Source organism: Gordonia aichiensis NBRC 108223, from assembly GCF_000332975.1.
GTDB lineage: Bacteria > Actinomycetota > Actinomycetes > Mycobacteriales > Mycobacteriaceae > Gordonia > Gordonia aichiensis.
In genome coordinates this window covers 1-18,385 of sequence record NZ_BANR01000008.1, presented here as the reverse complement: position 1 = coordinate 18,385, position 18,385 = coordinate 1, and the positions used below count along the sequence as shown (strand labels likewise).

The 18,385-nt window shown below is 64.8% G+C and carries 15 protein-coding genes and 1 pseudogene; 6 read left to right on the top strand and 10 right to left on the bottom strand.

Annotation, left to right across the window (positions count from 1 at the left end; genetic code table 11):
• The first annotated feature begins 21 nt into the window (after positions 1 to 21).
• On the top strand, positions 22 to 996 hold the full coding sequence (locus tag GOACH_RS11365) for a metal-dependent hydrolase (protein ID WP_005174678.1): 975 nt from the start codon (positions 22 to 24) through the stop codon (positions 994 to 996).
• A 23-nt stretch (positions 997 to 1,019) separates the two neighbouring features.
• On the opposite strand, the gene GOACH_RS11360 is transcribed toward GOACH_RS11365, so the two are convergent.
• Genes GOACH_RS11360 through ctaD form a run of 4 tightly spaced genes read right to left on the bottom strand, consistent with a single transcriptional unit; the run spans position 1,020 to position 5,299 of the window.
• Positions 1,020 to 1,484, bottom strand: coding sequence for a cupin domain-containing protein (locus tag GOACH_RS11360; RefSeq protein WP_005174676.1), 465 nt, complete (start codon positions 1,482 to 1,484; stop codon positions 1,020 to 1,022).
• Positions 1,481 to 2,278: an aminoacyl-tRNA hydrolase gene (locus GOACH_RS11355; RefSeq protein ID WP_005174673.1), complete on the bottom strand. Its 798-nt coding sequence runs from the start codon at positions 2,276 to 2,278 to the stop codon at positions 1,481 to 1,483. The genes GOACH_RS11360 and GOACH_RS11355 overlap by 4 nt, the downstream gene beginning before the upstream one ends.
• A complete protein-coding gene (gene serB / locus GOACH_RS11350; protein ID WP_005174671.1) occupies positions 2,275 to 3,498 on the bottom strand; it encodes a phosphoserine phosphatase SerB in 1,224 nt (407 codons plus the stop codon). The genes GOACH_RS11355 and serB overlap by 4 nt, the downstream gene beginning before the upstream one ends.
• Before the next feature lie 22 nt (positions 3,499 to 3,520).
• Positions 3,521 to 5,299, bottom strand: coding sequence for an aa3-type cytochrome oxidase subunit I (gene ctaD, locus GOACH_RS11345; protein WP_005174669.1), 1,779 nt, complete (start codon positions 5,297 to 5,299; stop codon positions 3,521 to 3,523).
• A gap of 288 nt (positions 5,300 to 5,587) precedes the next feature.
• Between ctaD and GOACH_RS11340 the strand changes: the two genes are divergently transcribed.
• Together GOACH_RS11340 and GOACH_RS11335 are read left to right on the top strand one after the other, a co-directional pair.
• On the top strand, positions 5,588 to 6,628 hold the full coding sequence (locus GOACH_RS11340; protein ID WP_005174668.1) for an ABC transporter substrate-binding protein: 1,041 nt from the start codon (positions 5,588 to 5,590) through the stop codon (positions 6,626 to 6,628).
• A 69-nt stretch (positions 6,629 to 6,697) separates the two neighbouring features.
• Positions 6,698 to 6,904, top strand: a pseudogene (locus GOACH_RS11335) (carbonic anhydrase); the annotation flags it as partial.
• Between the two features lie 61 nt (positions 6,905 to 6,965).
• Here the strand turns inward: GOACH_RS11335 and GOACH_RS11330 are convergent.
• The gene (locus GOACH_RS11330; RefSeq protein ID WP_005174665.1) at positions 6,966 to 8,405 is read right to left on the bottom strand and encodes a DUF2252 domain-containing protein; all 1,440 of its coding nucleotides are present in this window, start codon (positions 8,403 to 8,405) and stop codon (positions 6,966 to 6,968) included.
• Between the two features lie 88 nt (positions 8,406 to 8,493).
• Between GOACH_RS11330 and GOACH_RS11325 the strand changes: the two genes are divergently transcribed.
• Positions 8,494 to 11,457 carry a DEAD/DEAH box helicase gene (locus GOACH_RS11325; RefSeq protein ID WP_005174662.1) on the top strand — a complete coding sequence of 988 codons (2,964 nt, stop codon included), beginning with the start codon at positions 8,494 to 8,496 and terminating at the stop codon, positions 11,455 to 11,457.
• Positions 11,458 to 11,497: 40 nt separating this feature from the next.
• Positions 11,498 to 12,313 (top strand): SWIM zinc finger family protein, encoded by an 816-nt coding sequence (locus GOACH_RS11320; RefSeq protein WP_005174660.1) that lies wholly within the window; start codon positions 11,498 to 11,500, stop codon positions 12,311 to 12,313.
• An 8-nt stretch (positions 12,314 to 12,321) separates the two neighbouring features.
• Here GOACH_RS11320 and nrdF read toward each other — a convergent pair whose 3' ends face one another.
• The 5 genes from nrdF to GOACH_RS11295 form a co-directional block, all read right to left on the bottom strand.
• The gene (gene nrdF, locus GOACH_RS11315; RefSeq protein WP_005174658.1) at positions 12,322 to 13,326 is read right to left on the bottom strand and encodes a class 1b ribonucleoside-diphosphate reductase subunit beta; all 1,005 of its coding nucleotides are present in this window, start codon (positions 13,324 to 13,326) and stop codon (positions 12,322 to 12,324) included.
• 52 nt (positions 13,327 to 13,378) lie between these two features.
• Positions 13,379 to 15,589 carry a class 1b ribonucleoside-diphosphate reductase subunit alpha gene (gene nrdE / locus GOACH_RS11310; RefSeq protein ID WP_005174652.1) on the bottom strand — a complete coding sequence of 737 codons (2,211 nt, stop codon included), beginning with the start codon at positions 15,587 to 15,589 and terminating at the stop codon, positions 13,379 to 13,381.
• 86 nt (positions 15,590 to 15,675) lie between these two features.
• Positions 15,676 to 16,233 carry a class Ib ribonucleoside-diphosphate reductase assembly flavoprotein NrdI gene (gene nrdI, locus GOACH_RS11305; RefSeq protein WP_373279086.1) on the bottom strand — a complete coding sequence of 186 codons (558 nt, stop codon included), beginning with the start codon at positions 16,231 to 16,233 and terminating at the stop codon, positions 15,676 to 15,678.
• Positions 16,234 to 16,271: 38 nt separating this feature from the next.
• Complete coding sequence (gene nrdH, locus GOACH_RS11300) at positions 16,272 to 16,505, bottom strand: glutaredoxin-like protein NrdH (protein ID WP_005174646.1); 234 nt, start codon at positions 16,503 to 16,505, stop codon at positions 16,272 to 16,274.
• Between the two features lie 340 nt (positions 16,506 to 16,845).
• Entirely contained in the window at positions 16,846 to 17,439 is a 594-nt protein-coding gene (locus GOACH_RS11295; RefSeq protein WP_005174643.1) for an NADPH-dependent FMN reductase, read from the bottom strand.
• Positions 17,440 to 17,553: 114 nt separating this feature from the next.
• Between GOACH_RS11295 and GOACH_RS11290 the strand changes: the two genes are divergently transcribed.
• The gene (locus GOACH_RS11290) at positions 17,554 to 18,183 is read left to right on the top strand and encodes a TetR/AcrR family transcriptional regulator (RefSeq protein WP_005174641.1); all 630 of its coding nucleotides are present in this window, start codon (positions 17,554 to 17,556) and stop codon (positions 18,181 to 18,183) included.
• Positions 18,184 to 18,385: the final 202 nt, after the last annotated feature.

Here is an 18,385-nt window from a genome sequence, read left to right as displayed (position 1 = left end):
CGGCCGTGGAGAGGAGCGCCGATGTCCGACCTCAAGGTGCGCAGAGTCAGGTTCGATCTCGCCGGGGATGACATCCCCTTCAACTGGCATCCCCAGCGTCCCGCTTTCGCGATGCAATGCAACGTCGTGTCGTTCTTCGCGCCCGGATTCGAGAAGCTGATCGTCGCGTCGACGCGAGAAGCGCTGCCGCTCATACGCGATCCGGAGATGGTCGACGAAGCAACCGACTACATCAAGCAGGAGGGGCAGCACACGGCTGCCCATCTCGCCCACCTGCGTGCTCTCATCCGACGGTGGCCGGGTCTCAAGGAGACGATGGACGAGGTCACCGCCTCCTACGATCGGCTGCTCGAAACCAAACCTCTGGCCTGGCGATTGGCTTACGCGGCCGTGGTCGAAGCAACGTTCACACCCTACTTCCGAGTGTTCCTCGACCACGACGACAAACTGTTCGAGCCCGGCGACGAGCGGGTGTCATCGTTGTTCATCTGGCATTTCGTCGAGGAGATGGAGCACCGCAGCTCCGCACTGAACGTGTACGACGCCGTTCACGACAGTTACCTCTACCGGCTCAGGACCATCGCCGGGGTGGTCAAGCACATGAACGAGGTGCTCAGAATCGTCGGCGAAGGGTTCCGGGCACACGTGCCCGTCGGCGAAGGCGGCGAGTTCGCAGAACTCATCCCTGCGGGCGTCACTCTCAGGTCGATCGCGGCGGTCAGACGCTTCAACCGCACACACGACGAGTACGACACCACCTACGCCGACGTCCCGCTACGAGACATGATCGAGATGGTCGTCGGACTCGTCCGGTCACAGGCGCCCAACCATGACCCCTTCTACGAGCGGCTGCCCGCCTTCGCGGCGCGCTGGTACCGGCGCTACGACGAGGACCCGCGCGCCGCGGCCCGCTGGTACTCCATCGGCGTGGGTGAGATCGCCAAGCGAGTCCCCCACGACAGCAGTGACGCCGAGCGCGTGACGTCGAAAGCGTGACGTCGAGAGCGTGATCCGCGCGTCTACGGTCGTGGCTCGAGGAGCGCGAAGTCAGCGAAGTCGAAGCCAGGTGCGACAACACAACTGACGAGCGACGCGTGGTCGCCGACGGCCCGTGCACGCTGCCAGTGCCCCGGCGGTACGAGTGCCTGTGGACGATGCCCCGACTCGATGTCGGGACCCACGGTGATCGTGTCGACCTCGCGAGGCTCGTCTTCGCCGCCTCCGAGGTCGAGTTCCAGCGGAGCGCCACGATGAAACAGCCAGACCTCGGCGCCGCGCACCGTGTGCCACGCCGACTGCTCACCGGGCAGCAGCAGGAAGTAGATCGCCGTCGCGGCTGCCCGGCCGTCGCCGTAGGCAGCAGGCAGCGCGGCTGCGGGGATCTCGACGTCGCTGCGCCACGTCTCGCGGTACCAGCCGCCCTCGGGGTGAGGCGTCAGGTCGAGCGACGCTGCCCAATCCGGGAGTCGGGACGCGTCGCTCATGTACCGACCACATCCGCGATCACGGTGACCGATCCGGGCGCTATCTCGGTGAAACCGGCGTCACGGACCGCGATGGCTCGCGCATGCACGTCGGCGACGAGCAGTTCACTCCACCGATCGCGATCGGCGAGACAGACCTGCAGGGGGCATCCCGCGTCGCGCCACCGGTGCGCCGACGCCTCGTCGAGAAGCTTGACGGCCAGCATCGACCCGTGGCCCACCTGCGCTGCGAGCTTGCCGACCGTCATCTCCAGCTCGGGGTTCACCCACAATCGCACGCCGGACCCGACGGGCGCCGATGGCAACGTACCGTCGACCTCCGTGCCACCGATCTGCAGGCGTGAGATCCGGCGGTCGACGTCGCCGACCCTGCCCGGGACAAATGCCCGCGCCTGCGCAGTTCCCTCGGTCGCCGTAACCCCTGAGACCTCTTGTGCCGCAAGCCAATGTGCGCCACGTGCTCGTCGGGCGATCTTGCGGATGCGCGCGTCACACCAGGCGGTCATCGGCTCTGCCCACGGACCGTCGCCGCCGGCTCGGTCGTCGAGGCACAGCAGCGCGACGGCTCGGGCGGCGGCGGTCAACAATTCGGTTCGCTCGGGCGGGTCGGATTTCTCGATCCGCAACACCATCTGCATGGCGAGCACGTCGGCGGGATCGGCCGGATCCTCGGCGCCGCCCACATACTCGACGAGACGGCGATACGAGTCCTCGAAGCGGACCTCACCACCATCGTCTCCGATGCCCGACCGGTCTGCCGGGGAGAATGACGCGTCGGGCTCTTCGGAGGTCATGGCAACGGAACGCGCCGCAGAACCCCGTCCGCGGCGTCGGCGGCTTCGATCTCGTCGCGGGTCACGCCGAGGATGAACAGCACCGCGTCGAGAAACGGACGGCTGAGCGCTGCGTCGGCCACCTCGCGGAGCGCGGGTTTGGCGTTGAAGGCGATCCCGAGCCCTGCGACCGAGAGCATGTCGATGTCGTTGGCGCCGTCGCCGACTGCGATGGTCTGCTCCATCGGCACGCCCACCTGGTCGGCGAACGCGCGCAGCGCTCGTGCTTTGCCGGGCCGATCGATGATCTCGCCGATCACGCGCCCGGTCAGCTTGCCGTCGACCACCTCGAGAGTGTTGGCCCGGACGAAATCGAGTTCGAGGTCGTGGGCGAGACCGTCGATCACCTGGCGGAATCCGCCCGAGACGACGCCGCATCGGTAACCCATGCGGTGCAGCGTGCGAATGGTGGTGCGTGCGCCGGGGGTGAGCTGCAGCGAGGCCGCGACGTCGTCGAGAACCCGTGCGTCGAGGCCTTCGAGCGCAGCAACGCGTTCACGAAGGGACTCGGCGAAGTCGAGCTCGCCGCGCATCGCCGCCTCGGTTACCGCGGCGACTTCGGCCTCGCGGCCGGCGTGCGCCGCGAGCATCTCGATGACCTCGCCCTGGATGAGCGTCGAGTCGACGTCGAAGACGACGAGACGCTTGGCGCGGCGCGCCAAGCCGCCTCGCTCGACAGCGATGTCGACACCGTGGCGGGCGGCAACGCTCGCCAATCCCTTCCGCAGGTCGGCGTCGGCAGCCACGCTGTTGCGCCCACCGACACTGACCATCAGTTCGAGTCCGGTCACCGGATAGTCGGCGACGCCCCGGATGGAGTCGATGTTGCCGCCCTGCCCTGCGAGTTCGGCGGCGACCGCGCGAAACGCCTTGGCCGTCACCGGACTTCCGAGCAACACCACAGCGTGCGTCGACGGTCGGTGTCCGGCAGGCGTTCCACCGACCTCGACGATGACGTCCATGCCGATCGATCCCATGGCCTGCTCGACGACGTCCTGCACTCCTTCGGGATCGGTGTCGGTGGACACCATGACCCCGAGGGTCAGGCGGTCGTTGATGACCACCTGTTCGACGTCGAGCAGGCTCACCTGCTGCGCCGCCAGCGCGCCCATCAGGACGGAGGTGACGCCAGGTTTGTCCGGACCGGTGACCGTGATGAGGACCGGTGTGGGTTTCACCATCGAAGCGATGTGAGGTGGGCGATCAGCGGTCGCGGTCCCCGGATGCCTCGTGGCTGCCGGTGGTCAGCGGCTCGCGTCGGATATCCTCGGCCACCCTGCTCTCGTGGCCGTGGCCGCCGCCGACGTGTGCTTCCGCACGCATGCGTTCGACCATGTGCGGATAGTGCAGCTCGAACGCCGGACGCTCCGACCGGATGCGGGGCAGCTCGGTGAAGTTGTGACGCGGCGGCGGGCAACTGGTCGCCCACTCGAGCGAGTTGCCGAAGCCCCACGGGTCGTCGACGGTCACGACCTCGCCGTAGCGGTAGCTCTTGAAGACGTTCCACAGGAACGGCAGCGTCGAGAGTCCGAGGATGAACGCGCCGACGGTCGAGATCTCGTTCAGGCGGGTGAACCCGTCGGACGGGAGGTAATCGGCGTAGCGACGCGGCATGCCCTCGTTACCCAGCCAGTGCTGCACCAGGAACGTGGTGTGGAAACCGATGAACGTCAGCCAGAAGTGCCACTTGCCGAGTCGCTCGTCGAGCATGCGTCCGGTCATCTTCGGGAACCAGAAGTAGATGCCGGCGTAGGTGGCGAACACGATGGTGCCGAAGAGCACGTAGTGGAAGTGCGCGACGACGAAGTAGCTGTCGGAGAGGTGGAAGTCGAGAGGCGGGCTGGCCAGCAGCACACCGGTGAGGCCACCGAAGAGGAAGGTCACGATGAAGCCGACGGAGAACAGCATCGGCGTCTCGAACGTGATGTTTCCCTTCCACATCGTGCCTATCCAGTTGAAGAACTTCACACCTGTCGGCACGGCGATGAGGAATGTCATGAACGAGAAGAAGGGCAGGAGCACCGCACCGGTCACGTACATGTGGTGGGCCCAGACGGCCACCGACAGCGCCGCGATCGCAAGCGTTGCATAGACCAGTCCGGAGTAACCGAAGATCGGCTTACGACTGAAGACCGGGAAGACCTCGGACACGATGCCGAAGAATGGCAGAGCGATGACGTACACCTCGGGGTGTCCGAAGAACCAGAACAGATGCTGCCAGAGGATCACGCCCCCGTTGGCGGGGTCGTAGAGGTGTGCACCGAACTGACGGTCGACCTCGAGGCCGAGCAGAGCAGCGGTCAGCAACGGGAAGATCAGCAGGATCAGGACGCTGGTCACCAGGATGTTCCAGGTGAAGATCGGCATGCGGAACATGGTCATGCCGGGAGCACGCAGACAGACGACGGTCGTGACCATGTTGACCGCGCCCAGGATGGTGCCCAGACCGGACACACCGAGACCCATGATCCACAGGTCCGCACCGACACCGGGCGAGTGCACGGCGTCGGTCAGCGGGGTGTAGGCGGTCCAGCCGAAGTCGGCGGCACCGCCGGGGGTGAGGAAGCCGCCGATCGCGACGGTCGACCCGAACACGAACAGCCAGAAGCCGAACGCATTCAGACGCGGGAACGCGACGTCGGGCGAACCGATCTGCAGCGGTAGGACGAAGTTGGCGAAGCCGATGACGATCGGTGTCGCGTACATCAGGAGCATCACGGTGCCGTGCATCGTGAAGAGCTGGTTGAACTGCTCCGTCGACAGGAACTGCATGCCCGGGTGAGCCAACTCGGCGCGCATGAGCAGCGCCATCAGGCCACCGATCAGGAAGAACGCGAAGCAGGCGGTGATGTACATCATGCCGATCAACTTGTGATCGGTTGTGGTGATCAGCTTGTAGATGAATGAACCCTTGGGCTGGTAGCGCGCAGGGTACGGGCGCGCAGGAGCCACATGGGTTGTGGGCTGGTCTACCGCGGTCACAGATCCTCCTCTAACCGACCGTGAGCTCGGGACGGCAACGAACGAAAAACTACCGCTGGCAATGAACACACCGAGCGCTGGTTACCAATCGTAGACCCTTGGACCCGGCTGGGCCGAGTGGGTCCTACGATCTGTCGTACAAATTCTGCGAGGTACCCGAAAACCTCACGTCAGGGGCCGTATTTCAGTCTCGACACGACGTGTCGTACGGCGTCTTGAGGCCCCTGCGCCGACGTCCGGTGGCCGTCGGCGGTCTGCCACCGGGGACACCCGTTCGGCGGTGCTAGGTTGATCTGCGTGTCAGGCGGGAAGCAGAGTCCACACGGCAGGGGTCGTACGCGCGGAGTTGGCGGGTACCTCGGCGCCATCGTCGTGGCGGGTGCGCTCGCGATCGGGATGTCGGGGTGCTCCGACGACAACACGGCGTTGACGACACCGGATGGAAAGACGATCAGCACGTCGACGACGCGCATCGCCGACGTCAACGTGGTCTCCCCCGATCGTGATTACAGCAAGACATGCCTTGCACCGACGCCGTCCGACGATCCGCAGGGCGACGTCAATCGAATCGTCGTCACCGACCCTGCGTTGCTCGACGCCATCTGTGCCCTCGGCGTCGGTTCCAAGGTCGTTGCCGTGACCAGCGGGCCGGGCAGCATTCCCGCCTACCTGGGTCCGCAGTTGACCGCTGTGCCGACAATCGGCGATTCGCCCGACGCCACAGCCGTCAGCGCCGCAGCACCCGACGTCATACTGACGACCCCCGAGACCGCGGCCGCGGCGAAGGCATTCGGAGCCGCGAGGGTGGCCACCGTCGAACCGGGTGACTGGCGCACGCAGTTCACCGCGGTCGCCGACGCGCTGGGACGGAAGTCCCAGGGCCCACGACTGCTCGACGAGTTCGACACCGAAGCCCGCAAGACAGGCACGCGCATGGACGCCGCGCACTCGCAGGTCTCGCTCGTCCGTTTCGGAAGCGACTCAGAAGTCCTCGCGGGTACCGACAGCTTCGCAGGCCAGATCCTGTCGACCGTGGGGGTTCAGCGTCCTGCAGCGCAGCGCACTCCCGGCACCACGGTCCTGACCGACAAGAATTTCAAAGACGCCGATGCCGACCTGATCTATGTGTCGTTCGAGGGTTCTGCGGGACTTGCTCACGGCAAAGAGGTTCTGCTCAGTGATCGCTGGCTGGACATGGGAGCACCCACCTGGAAGCGGGTCCTCATCGTCGATGACGACGTCTGGTACCGCACTTCGGGGCTGGCTGCCGCGTGGCTCGTGCTGAATGACATCAAGGGCTCACTGAACGGCAACTCGGGCAGCTACTGACTGCCCGATCTGCCCAGGCTGATCGCAAGGGTTACTGATGCCGCCCACATCGGCGACTCTCGGTCCATGACCGTCACCGACGACCAGTTCACGCATGACATCCAGCGCGAGATCGGGCAGAAGCCCGAATGGGCACCGGAATCGTTCGCCGACGTAGAGGATGACGTGCGACAGTCGCTCGCGCGCATCCGCAACAGCCCGTTCGTCACCAAGACGAGTTCGCTGCGCGGATTCGTGTTCGACGTCGCTACCGGACGACTCACCGAGGTGAGGTGACAGCCACCTGACATGGCGGCCGGTGAGCCCGGGGCAGAGACAGGGGTAGGGCCCGATCCGCTCACGGCCAACCCGGAGCAGACTCGACGCTCCCGTCGCCGATCGCAGCAACGAGCTGGGCGTGATCGCGTTCGGTCTGATCGGCGTAAGCCCGCGCGAACCCGACCACCGCTTCCTCGGGCTTGTCGGACTTGCCGAAGTACTCGTCGATGGCACGGGCGTCGCCACTGCGCGCATGGGCGCGGGCGAGAACGTGGCCGCATGCCGTGCCGAAGACCGCCAGTCGGGGTGCGATCGACTTGCCGTCGGGAATGACCTTCCCGTCGCGGAACTGCCGAACATAGAAGTCCCAGTCCCGAATCGACGACCAACCGAGGAAAGCATCCGATGCGCTCTGGATCAGCCGCTGGCCGTCGACGACACGCTGACCGTGATTGGGATACACGCTGGGCCCCAGGAACTTCTCGTACACCGATGGCGCCGCCTGCTTGATCTGGAAGAAGAGCGGGTCACCGGTCTGGTGCTCCTCGGTGAGCGCGAGGTAGACCCGCATACCCACACTGCCGACGCCGACGACCTGCTGCACCACGTCGACGAAATCGAACCGGCGTAGCAATGCGGCGATGTTCTCCTGGACCGACCCGTAATAGCTCACGAGAACGTCATTGAGGACGTCGTCGAAGTCGGACAGCGCATGCACCCGATACGGGGGGTCCTCGATGATCACGCGCCGGCCGTCGACGAGGTGCGTGAACTTCTTCGACGCTCCCCTGTTGCTCCGCTTCTCCGCGCGCTTGGTGATGTACTTGTCGAGCTGCGCACCCTCCTCGGGAGCGAGATAGCCGGCGAGATCATCGGCCGATACCGTCGCCGACCACACGTCGAGGATCGGCGATCGCGCATATGTGGCGATGGATTCCCGGTATCCGGTGAACCCGGCTCGCACCGCCTCGACTGCCGTCTGCTCGTCGACACCGTTGTCGCGCGCGAGGACGACGAGGCTCGTGAGGAAGCGCAGCAGATCCCATTCGAAGGGCCCCGGCAGTGTCTCGTCGAAGTCGCGGAGGTCGAAGGCGAGAGTCCGCTCGGGCGTATTCCACATGCCGAAGTTCAGTACGTGGGCGTCGCCGCACATCTGGACGTGGATACCGGTGTTGGGTCGCGAGGCGAGGTCGGCCGCCATCACCGCTGCGGCACCGCGGTAATAGGTCCAGGGCGACGCCGACATCCTCCCGTGCCGCATCGGAACGAGCCGCTGGTCGCGAATCGCGTTCTGCGACAGCACGGTCTCCAGCGCATCGTGTCCCCGCCGCGACGGATCCCAGTCGCCCAGCGATGTCCGCGGAACTCTCTTGCGCGCCGCCTTGCCCAGCGATCCCTCGGTGGTGTCGTATCTCGTGGGCCCCGCGGCCAGCGCCTCCGATTGTGTGGCCGGGCCCTCCGAGGTGGTCGGAATCGATGGAAAATGAGCAGACCCCGATCCGAACTGCGACGTAGTCATGCGACCAGTGTGGCGCGTGTGGCGCCACCGTGCGCGGCATCTGTCACTCCGGCCCGGTCGTGTCGGGACCGGTCGTTAATCTCGAGGGATGACAGCCGTGCGTGAAGTCCGCTCCGCACCGGGGTGGCACACGCTCTGGCGGCCCGGGGTCGGCATGGCCATCTGGCTCGACGCGGCCGCGTCGCTACCGGAGGGTGTCGCCCCGTTGTTGGCGGGCAAGCGTTTTCGCCGCGACATCGGCGTCATCGGAGGCGGCGGGCGGCGCGACTTCGTCGCTGCGATCACGCTCGGCACGTCGTCTGCCGTCGCCGTGCTCGACGCATCCCGATCGACAGCGGTCGCCGGCGACGTGCGGTGGTACCGGATGATGCTCGACGGCGTGCGCCGGTTCGTTGCGGCGGGATCGGTGGCACCCGTCATCACAGATCTCGCCGGTGAGACCCTCGTCCGCTGGACGCCGATCCCCACGACGGGGTGGCGGACATGGATGACGGTGGTCACTTCCGGCGCACCCGATGCCCTGACGCATAACGGCGGAGCCGAGTCGCTCGCCGACTTCGCGGGCGAGCTCGTCGACCACGAATGTCGCGCTCGCCTGGCCGATTCGGCGGTGCGTCTGGGTCCTGCACGACCGTCGACACCGGTGATCGCTGCTCTGATCGGCGACGCCGCCGCGCCCGAAGCCGCGCGCAGGCCCGCGGCGCACACCGCTTGGAGCCAGTGGGCGGGCAGTGCCCCGCAGGACGAATCGCTGCTGTTATTCCGACTCTTCGAACCTGATGACCTGCCCGAGTCCGACGACGCCTTCGGAGCCTGGACCGACGACCCTCCCCCCGAACCTCGCTGGCGACTCCAGGTGTGCCGCCGAGCGCCCGACGGTCACACCGAACCCGTTGTGCCGCATCGTCTCGACTCTCATGATCTCGACCAGGTGACCACCGAACTCGCTGCTGCGGTGCGTGCTTTCGGCGAACTCGCCAAGGCCGACCCCGACCGCACCACCCTCGATTTCCTGTTGTCGACAGACAGCGTCGAACGGCTACTCGAGTCCGGCACCGCCCTGCTCGCCGACGCCGGTTTCCCCGTGCTCCTGCCGCGCACGATCGCCGATGTGCGGCCATCCCTGGGCCTGCGCGCCGCTCCGGTACCGGGCGGTGGCGCACCCGCACGCATGGTCGGCCTGCGAGAGATGCGCGAGTTCGAGTGGCGCCTCGCTCTCGGCGACGGCCCTGACGCGATCACCCTGACCGACTCCGACCTCGATGAGTTATCGAGGCAAAAAGGCGATCTCGTGCGTGTGCGCGGCGTGTGGATGCGCGCGGAGGGTTCTGCACTGACGCGTGCCGCCACGTTCATCCGAACCCAGCGGGCCCTGCGCGGATCCGGCGAGCCGGCCGACATGGGCGAACTGTTCGGCCTGGTGACCGACACCGCAGGCACACTGCCCGTCCCCGTCACCTCCGTCCGCGGACTCGGCTGGCTCGACGACGTCGCCGACGGCTCACCACTGCGACCGACGCCCGTGGCCGCACCGTCGGGGCTGTTGGCCGAGTTGCGCCCCTATCAGCAACGCGGTCTCGAGTGGTTGGTCTACCTGAGCACCCTGGGCATCGGGGGCGTACTCGCCGACGACATGGGCCTCGGCAAGACCGTCCAGGTGATCGCGCTGCTGTGCACCGAGCGAGAGACCACACAGTCGACAAACCAGGTGACGACGTTGGTGGTGTGTCCGATGTCGTTGGTGGGCAACTGGTCTCGCGAGCTGCACCGTTTCGCACCACACCTTCGTGTCCATGTCCACCACGGTGCTGACCGGGCGCGCAGTGCCGCGTTCGCCTCCGCGGTCTCCGACGCCGACGTCGTGATCACCACCTTCGCGATCGCCACCCGCGACCGAGATCTACTGGCTGCCCGCTCGTGGCAGCGTCTCGTCGTCGATGAGGCCCAGCACGTGAAGAACGTCCGCACCGCGGCCGCCCGAGCGCTGCGCGCCATCCCCGCACACCATCGACTCGCATTGACCGGTACGCCCGTCGAGAACCGCCTCGAGGATCTTCGCGCGGTGATCGATCTCGTCAACCCCGGGCTGCTCGGCTCGGCGTCGACGTTCCGAGCCCGTTTCGCCGAGCCCATCGAACGAGATCGGGATCCCGACGCAGTCAGACGACTCAACCGCGCCACCAGGCCGTTCATTCTGCGCAGAGAGAAAACCGACCCGTCCATCATCAGCGACCTCCCCGAGAAGACCGAGATCACGGTGCGCGCCAATCTCACCGTCGAGCAGGCCGCGCTGTACCGGGCGATCATCGACGAACTCATGGTCGCGCTGCGCGACAAGCAGCGGCGTGCACTACGCAGACGCACTGTCCTCGCCGCGCTGACGCGACTCAAACAGGTGTGTAACCATCCCGCGCACTACCTCGCCGACGGCTCACCGATGATGCGGCGGGATCGACACCGCTCCGGCAAGATCGAGTTGCTCGGCGACATCGCGACCACGCTTGTCGCCGACGGCGACAAGGCGCTCGTATTCACTCAGTTCGCAGCTTTCGGCGAGATGGTGGCCGGGTGGCTGTCCGAACAGCTCGAGACCCCGATCCCGTTGCTGCACGGAGGGATCGGACGCAGCGAACGCGACCGTATGGTCGCCCGTTTTCAGGGCGACGCACAACACAGCACCGACACCGGCCCCCGGTCCCTCGACCACGCGGCACCGGATGGGCCCCCGATCCTCGTCGCCACCCTCAAGGCGGGCGGTACCGGGCTCAATCTCACCGCCGCCACACACGTGATCCACGTCGACCGCTGGTGGAATCCCGCCGTCGAGGACCAGGCCACCGATCGCGCCTACCGCATCGGACAGCATCAGCGGGTCCACGTCCGACGATTCGTCTGCGTTGGCACGTTGGAGGAACGCATCGACGACATGGTCGCCAAGAAGCGTGAACTGTCGCGCCTGACGGTCTCGGCCGGAGAGAACTGGATCGGCGACCTCGCCGACGACGAATTGTTCGACCTCTTCCGACTCCGCGATGAGGCGGTCAGCGAATGACCTCGGACGCGGAAGCGGTACGGGCAGCGAGGCTCGGACGATGAGTCGGGGCACCGTCCCGGTGCGGGGATATGCGGTCACCCGCTGGTCGCGCGCCTTCGTCGACGTGGTCGAGGGTCGCACCGACATCACCGACAGCAACGGCGGACCACGCACCGGCTCGGTCACCGAGTCGGCCGACAGCCGCCGAATCAGCAAGGCACGGCGATACTTTCGCGACCGCCACGTTCATCGCCTGTCGATCCGGCCCGGTCAGGTGACCGCCTCGGTGGAGGGCAGCCAACTCGAACCATTCGACGTGATCCTCTCGATGCGCACGGTCGACGTCGCCACCGTCGCCGCCCTGCTCCGAGATCGCGACGGTGTCGCAGAGGTGATGTCTGTGGCGCGGGGCGAGCAACCTCCGATCGTCGGCGAGTTGCTCGGCCCCACAGAGTCGGCCGACGTCGCCTCCGAGTGCACCTGCCCGGACGAGGCCGTCCGGTGCATTCATGTGCTCGCCGTCGCCTACGAAGTGGCCGCCGAGATCGACCGCTCCCCCGTCACCTTGTTCACGATCATGGGAACCGATCTGCCGTCGCTGCTCGACGCCCTCGGCGACGGCACACCAGCGCTCAGTGAGGCAGGCCCCGGCGACGCGGCCGGCGGCGACCACGACACATTCAGTAGCGTCGATTTCTTCGGAACACGCGCGCAACTCCCGCCGCTCCCGCGGCCACCGCGAACCAACCCGCTCATCGACCTCGACGGGACGGCGTTGCGGGCGGCATTGCGGGCGTCAGGTGTGGCGCCCGGCGACATCGCCGAGGCCGTCGACGAACTGGGCGACCTCTACGACCGACTCATTCAGGAGTGACCACCGGGTCAGAAGTCCCAGTCCTCGTCTTCTGTGTTGACGGCCTTGCCGATGACATACGAGCTGCCCGACCCGGAGAAGAAGTCATGGTTCTCGTCGGCGTTCGGTGACAGGGCCGACAGGATCGCCGGATTCACGTCGATGTCGTCGCGGGGGAACATGGCCTCGTAGCCGAGATTCATCAGAGCCTTGTTCGCGTTGTATCGCAGGAACTTCTTGACGTCCTCGGTGAGGCCGACCTCGTCGTAGAGGGCTTCGGTGTAGTCGGATTCGTTGTCGTACAGGTCGAACAGCAACTCGAAGGTGTAGTCCTTGAGTTCCTGTCGACGCTCGGGCGTTTGGGTCTCCAACCCGCGCTGGTACTTGTACCCGATGTAGTAGCCGTGTACGGCCTCATCGCGGATGATCAACCGGATGAGGTCCGCGGTGTTGGTCAGCTTCGCCCGACTCGACCAGTACATCGGAAGGTAGAAGCCGGAGTAGAAGAGGAACGATTCGAGCAGCGTCGAGGCCACCTTGCGCTTGAGCGGGTCGTCGCCACGGTAGTAGTCCATGACGATCTGCGCCTTGCGCTGCAGTTGCTCGTTCTCCTCCGACCACCTGAACGCCTCGTCGATCTCCTTGGTGGAACACAACGTGGAGAAGATCGAGCTGTAACTCTTGGCATGTACCGACTCCATGAACGCGATGTTGGTCAGTACCGCCTCCTCGTGCGGCGTCGTGGCGTCGGGGATCAACGACACGGCGCCGACGGTGCCCTGGATGGTGTCGAGCAGGGTGAGACCGGTGAACACACGCATCGTGAGTTGCTTCTCGTAGGCGGTCAATGTGTTCCATGACGGAATGTCGTTGGAGACGGGCACTTTCTCGGGCAGCCAGAAGTTGCCGGTCAGGCGGTCCCACACCTCCGCGTCCTTCTCGTCGGGCACTCGGTTCCAGTTGATGGCCGAGACCCGGCTCACCAACTTGATGGGTGCGCCGTCGGCGGGGCTGTGGCTTTCGGTGGAGGTCATGGGGTCTCCTCGGGAGAAGGTTGTGCCAGGGATTCGGAACTGAAGACGACTGTCACAGCATGCAGCTGACGCAGCCCTCCACCTCGGTGCCCTCGAGAGCGATCTGGCGCAGGCGGATGTAGTACAGCGTCTTGATTCCCTTGCGCCAGGCGTAGATCTGCGCCTTGTTGACGTCACGCGTGGTCGCGGTGTCCTTGAAGAACAAGGTGAGGCTCAGCCCCTGGTCGACGTGCTGGGTCGCCGCGGCGTAGGTGTCGATGATCTTCTCGTAGCCGATCTCGTACGCATCCTGGTAATAGTCCAGGTTGTCGTTGGTCATGTACGGCGCCGGGTAGTAGACGCGGCCGATCTTGCCTTCCTTGCGGATCTCGATCTTCGCCGCGACCGGGTGGATCGAGCTCGTCGAATGATTGATGTAGCTGATCGATCCCGTTGGAGGAACCGCTTGCAGGTTCTGGTTGTAGAGACCATCGCGCTGCACGGCAGCCTTCAGCTCACGCCAGTCGTCCTGCGTGGGGATGTCGATTTCGGCGTCAGCGAACAGTTCTCGTACCCGCTCGGTCGCGGGCTCCCACACCTGATCGGTGTACTTGTCGAAGAACTCGCCGCTGGCATACTTCGACTTCTCGAAGCCCGCGAACGACCGTCCGCGTTCACGTGCGATGGCGTTCGACGCCCGCAGCGCGTGGAACAGCACCGTATAGAAGTAGATATTGGTGAAATCGATGCCTTCGTCGCTGCCGTAGAAGATCCTTTCCCGCGCCAGATATCCGTGCAGGTTCATCTGGCCGAGACCGATCGCGTGAGAGTCGTTGTTGCCCTTCTCGATCGACGGCACCGACGAGATCGCGGTCTGGTCGCTCACTGCGGTGAGTCCACGGATCGCCGTGTCGATGGTTTGCCCGATATCGGGCGAGTCCATCGTCTTGGCGATGTTCAGCGAACCCAGATTGCACGAGATGTCTTTGCCGACACTGGAATACGAGAGATCATCGTTGTACGTCGACGGTGTCGAGACCTGCAGGATCTCCGAGCAGAGGTTCGAGTGCGTGATCTTCCCGTCGATCGGATTGGCCCGATTCACCGTGTCCTCGAACATGATGTAGGGATAGCCCGACTCGAACTGCAGCTCGGCAAGGGTCTGGAAGAACTCGCGCGCCTTGATCTTGGTCTTACGAATCCGACGGTCCTCGACCATCTCGTGATACTTGTCGGTCACGTTGATGTCGGCGAACGGCACCCCGTAGACGCGCTCGACATCGTACGGACTGAACAGATACATGTCGTCGTTGTTCTTGGCGAGCTGGAAGGTGATGTCGGGGATGACCACGCCGAGGCTCAACGTCTTGATGCGGATCTTCTCGTCGGCGTTCTCACGCTTGGTGTCGAGGAAGCGGTAGATGTCGGGATGATGGGCGTGCAGGTAGACCGCTCCGGCACCCTGACGCGCACCGAGCTGATTGGCGTAGGAGAACGAGTCCTCGAGGAGCTTCATGATCGGGATGACGCCCGAACTCTGGTTCTCGATCTTCTTGATGGGTGCGCCGTGCTCGCGGATGTTGCTCAGCAGAAGCGCAACACCGCCGCCGCGCTTGGACAGCTGCAACGCCGAATTGATCGCGCGCCCAATGGATTCCATGTTGTCTTCGATGCGCAGCAAGAAGCAGCTCACCGGCTCGCCCCGCTGCTTCTTGCCCGAGTTGAGGAAGGTGGGTGTCGCCGGCTGGAAGCGCCCCTCGATGATCTCGTCCACCAGCGCGCGCGCCAACGACGTGTCGCCGTCGGCGAGCGTCAGCGCGACCATGCACACGCGATCCTCGAAACGTTCGAGGTAGCGCTTGCCGTCGAAGGTCTTGAGCGTGTAGCTCGTGTAGTACTTGAACGCGCCGAGGAACGTCGGGAAGCGGAACTTCTTACCGTACGCATGCCCGAAGAGCAGTTTTACGAACTCGCGATCGTACTTCGCGAGTACCTCCGGCTCGTAGTAGTTCTCCTCGAGCAGGTAGTCGAGCTTCTCGTCGAGATCGTGGAAGAACACCGTGTTCTGGTTGACGTGCTGCAGGAAGTACTGATGCGCAGCCTCGCGGTCCTTCTCGAACTGGATGTTCCCGTCGACGTCGTACAGGTTGAGCATCGCGTTGAGCGCGTGATAGTCGAGCTCGCCCGGGTCGTGGCCCGCAGGCCCGTTGTGCACACCCGACACGCTCGCCGACGTTGTGCTGTCTGGGACGGTGGTTTCCGAGACGGATGCGGTAGGCGACACGGTGTAACTCCTCGGAGTGTGGGATGCGTGTGGAGGTGATGGAAAGGTTGCCGGATGGTCGAGACGATAGCGGGCGGTACCGACACTCAGGCTCGGACGTTGGCTGCCGTCTCGGGATCGACGAAGGCGTCGCTGCGCGAGAAGTCGGCCAGACCGCTGCGGACGCGGTCGACGTCGTCAGAAGTGCCCATGAGCTCGAATCGGTAGAGATACGGAACCGAGCACTTACGCGAGATGATGTCGCCGGCGAGACAGTACTCCTCGCCGAAGTTCGTATTCCCCGCGGCAATGACGCCACGGATCAGCGAACGATTGTGTGTGTTGTTCAGGAACTTGATGACCTGCTTCGGCACGAAACCGTTGCCTCCCGTCGACGACGGTTTGCCGCCGCCGTAGGTAGGACAGATCAGGACGTAGGGTTCGTCGACCTCGAATACCGCACCTCCGGACCGCTCGCCGTCGAGAACCGGGATACGCGCCGCGCGCATTCCCAGCTTCTCGACGAACCGATGAGTGTTCTCCGACACCGATGAGAAATAGACGATCAGCGGTGACTCGAGAGACGGAGACGTTCGAGACGGCTGTGACGTGAGAGATGGTGATTCAAGAGACGATGATTCAAAAGACGATGTTGTGAGAGACATTCGATCCGGCTTCCCCTTCGGATCGTGATGCGAAGGCTTCAGGCTGCGCGTGTTGCCAACGCTTTGATGCGGTCGAGACGGAAGCCCGACCAGTGCTCGTCGTCGGCGACGACGACGGGCGCCTGCAGGTACCCGAGAGCCATGACGTAGTCACGAGCGTCTGCATCCTGGGTGATGTCGACGACCTCGTACTCGATGCCCTGCTTGTCGAGAGCCTTGTAGGTGGCATTGCACTGCACGCAGGCCGGCTTGGTGTAGACGGTGATGGCCATCAGATTGCTCCTCGGTCGTGGTGACGTCGTACTGCCTCAAGTGATTCTCCAGAGTGAAGATAGTGATCTAGGTCACCGACCTCACCGCCGTCTCGGAGGGTTGCAAGCGATCCTCGTCGTCGGCCTTGCTGGTGTTCCAAACACTACACCTTGTGTCTGACATTTGGTTGCACCACTAGAACTTGTAATGACATCGATGAAAGTCGCAGGTCGCGGGCCTACGCGATCGTGAACTCCGGCGTGTCGCCTTGCGAAACGCGACGGCCGCCCGGCTCGGAACTCACACTTTTGTGATTCTTCCGACACAGGCGGCCGCAACAGACCCTCACCGATCACTACCTCATACCGATACCGCGACCTCGGATCCCAGTACGCGCACGGCGTCGACGGCACCGCCGATGACCTCGGCGGGAAGTCGGCCCGAGTCGTCGAGCTGGCTTCCGGACACTCCGAACTCCACCTCCTCGACGACCTGTCCACCCGCGATCTTCACCGACTTGCGGATGTCCTCACGCGACCACGTCCCTCCGAAACGGCCAAGCGCGACCCCGATGACACCGACCGGCTTGCCGGTCAGCGCGCCGGTTCCGTACGGGCGGGACAACCAGTCGATGGCGTTCTTCAACACCGCAGGGGCCGAGCCGTTGTACTCGGGCGTGACGATCAACACGGCATCAGCCGCGGCGACCCGCTCCCGAAGCGCGACGACCTCGGGATCGAGTACGCCGTCCGTCGAACCCGGCGCGTAGTCGACGTCTTCGTTGTAGAACGGCACACGGCCGATGTTCTCGACCACCGAGAATTCAACACCGGCGGGGGCATTACGAACCACGGATTCGGCGAGCTGCTTGTTGATCGATGCCGACCTCAGGCTGCCGACCAACACGGCGACGGTGACCTTGGCGTTCTGTGCTGTGATGTCGTGATCTGGCACGAGACTTCTCCTTTTCATGGCGCTACACTTGTTGGGTAAAACCGGACCGTGGTCCGATTTGTTCCACCGAGATTCGCTCCGCAGCGCGGATCCGTCAACCGTTAGGCTCATCACATGCGTAAAGAGGTCGAGGGAGGACCACGGTCACTGCAGTTGACCCAACCCGACAGCGTCGAACGCGCTGACGCGGCACGTAATCGGCGATTGCTGCTGGCCGCAGCGAAAAACCTGATCGACAATCACGGCGCCGCCGCGGTCACCATGGATGCGGTCGCGCGCGAGGCAGGCGTCGGTAAGGGCACCGTGTTCCGACGGTTCGGTAGCCGAACCGGGTTGATGTTCGCCCTCCTCGACCACTCCGAATCGGAGCTACAGCAGTCCTATCTCTCTGGCCCCGCGCCACTCGGACCGGGCGCCGACCCCCTCGAACGACTCCTCGCCTACGGCGCCGCGCGGTTGAAGATGAACGCGGCGCACCTCGACATCCTGCTCGAGGCAGACCTACCGGGCACCGAGTTCTGGAGCCATCCCGTGTCCCGCGCATCGAGTATGCATATCCAGATCCTGCTGCGGCAGTTGGGTTTCCCGGATCCAGTCGAGGTGACGGCGATCGCACTGCTCACGCCGCTCGGCGCCACCGCCGTCAAGCACCTGACCGAGGTCGTCGGTCTCGACCTCGAGACGATCATCACGCAATGGCGCACCATGGTGACCTCGATGGTCGACGGCCTGCCACGCAGCTGAGGATGCACCGTTCTGAGAAGTACGGCGCCGCATGACCATCCGCTCATAACTCAGGACGGTGCGGACGGCGGGTGTCGTCGGAGCATGGCGGCTTCGAGTGTTCCGGACTGAGGGTCGATCACGAGATTCCAAAGCCCGCCGTGGATTTGGACAAACCCGGAATGGCAGAGGCCATCGCGCGCGGTTGCAGCCAGATAATCGG

Bases quoted from the DNA above. Each gene is read 5' to 3' on its own strand.
- GOACH_RS11365 (WP_005174678.1), top strand. From the start codon at position 22: ATGTCCGACCTCAAGGTGCGCAGAGTCAGGTTCGATCTCGCCGGGGAT.
- GOACH_RS11360 (WP_005174676.1), bottom strand. From the start codon at position 1,484: ATGAGCGACGCGTCCCGACTCCCGGATTGGGCAGCGTCGCTCGACCTG.
- GOACH_RS11355 (WP_005174673.1), bottom strand. From the start codon at position 2,278: ATGACCTCCGAAGAGCCCGACGCGTCATTCTCCCCGGCAGACCGGTCG.
- serB (WP_005174671.1), bottom strand. From the start codon at position 3,498: ATGGTGAAACCCACACCGGTCCTCATCACGGTCACCGGTCCGGACAAA.
- GOACH_RS11330 (WP_005174665.1), bottom strand. From the start codon at position 8,405: ATGACTACGTCGCAGTTCGGATCGGGGTCTGCTCATTTTCCATCGATT.
- GOACH_RS11325 (WP_005174662.1), top strand. From the start codon at position 8,494: ATGACAGCCGTGCGTGAAGTCCGCTCCGCACCGGGGTGGCACACGCTC.
- GOACH_RS11320 (WP_005174660.1), top strand. From the start codon at position 11,498: ATGAGTCGGGGCACCGTCCCGGTGCGGGGATATGCGGTCACCCGCTGG.
- nrdF (WP_005174658.1), bottom strand. From the start codon at position 13,326: ATGACCTCCACCGAAAGCCACAGCCCCGCCGACGGCGCACCCATCAAG.
- nrdI (WP_373279086.1), bottom strand. From the start codon at position 16,233: ATGTCTCTCACAACATCGTCTTTTGAATCATCGTCTCTTGAATCACCA.
- nrdH (WP_005174646.1), bottom strand. From the start codon at position 16,505: ATGGCCATCACCGTCTACACCAAGCCGGCCTGCGTGCAGTGCAATGCC.
- GOACH_RS11290 (WP_005174641.1), top strand. From the start codon at position 17,554: ATGCGTAAAGAGGTCGAGGGAGGACCACGGTCACTGCAGTTGACCCAA.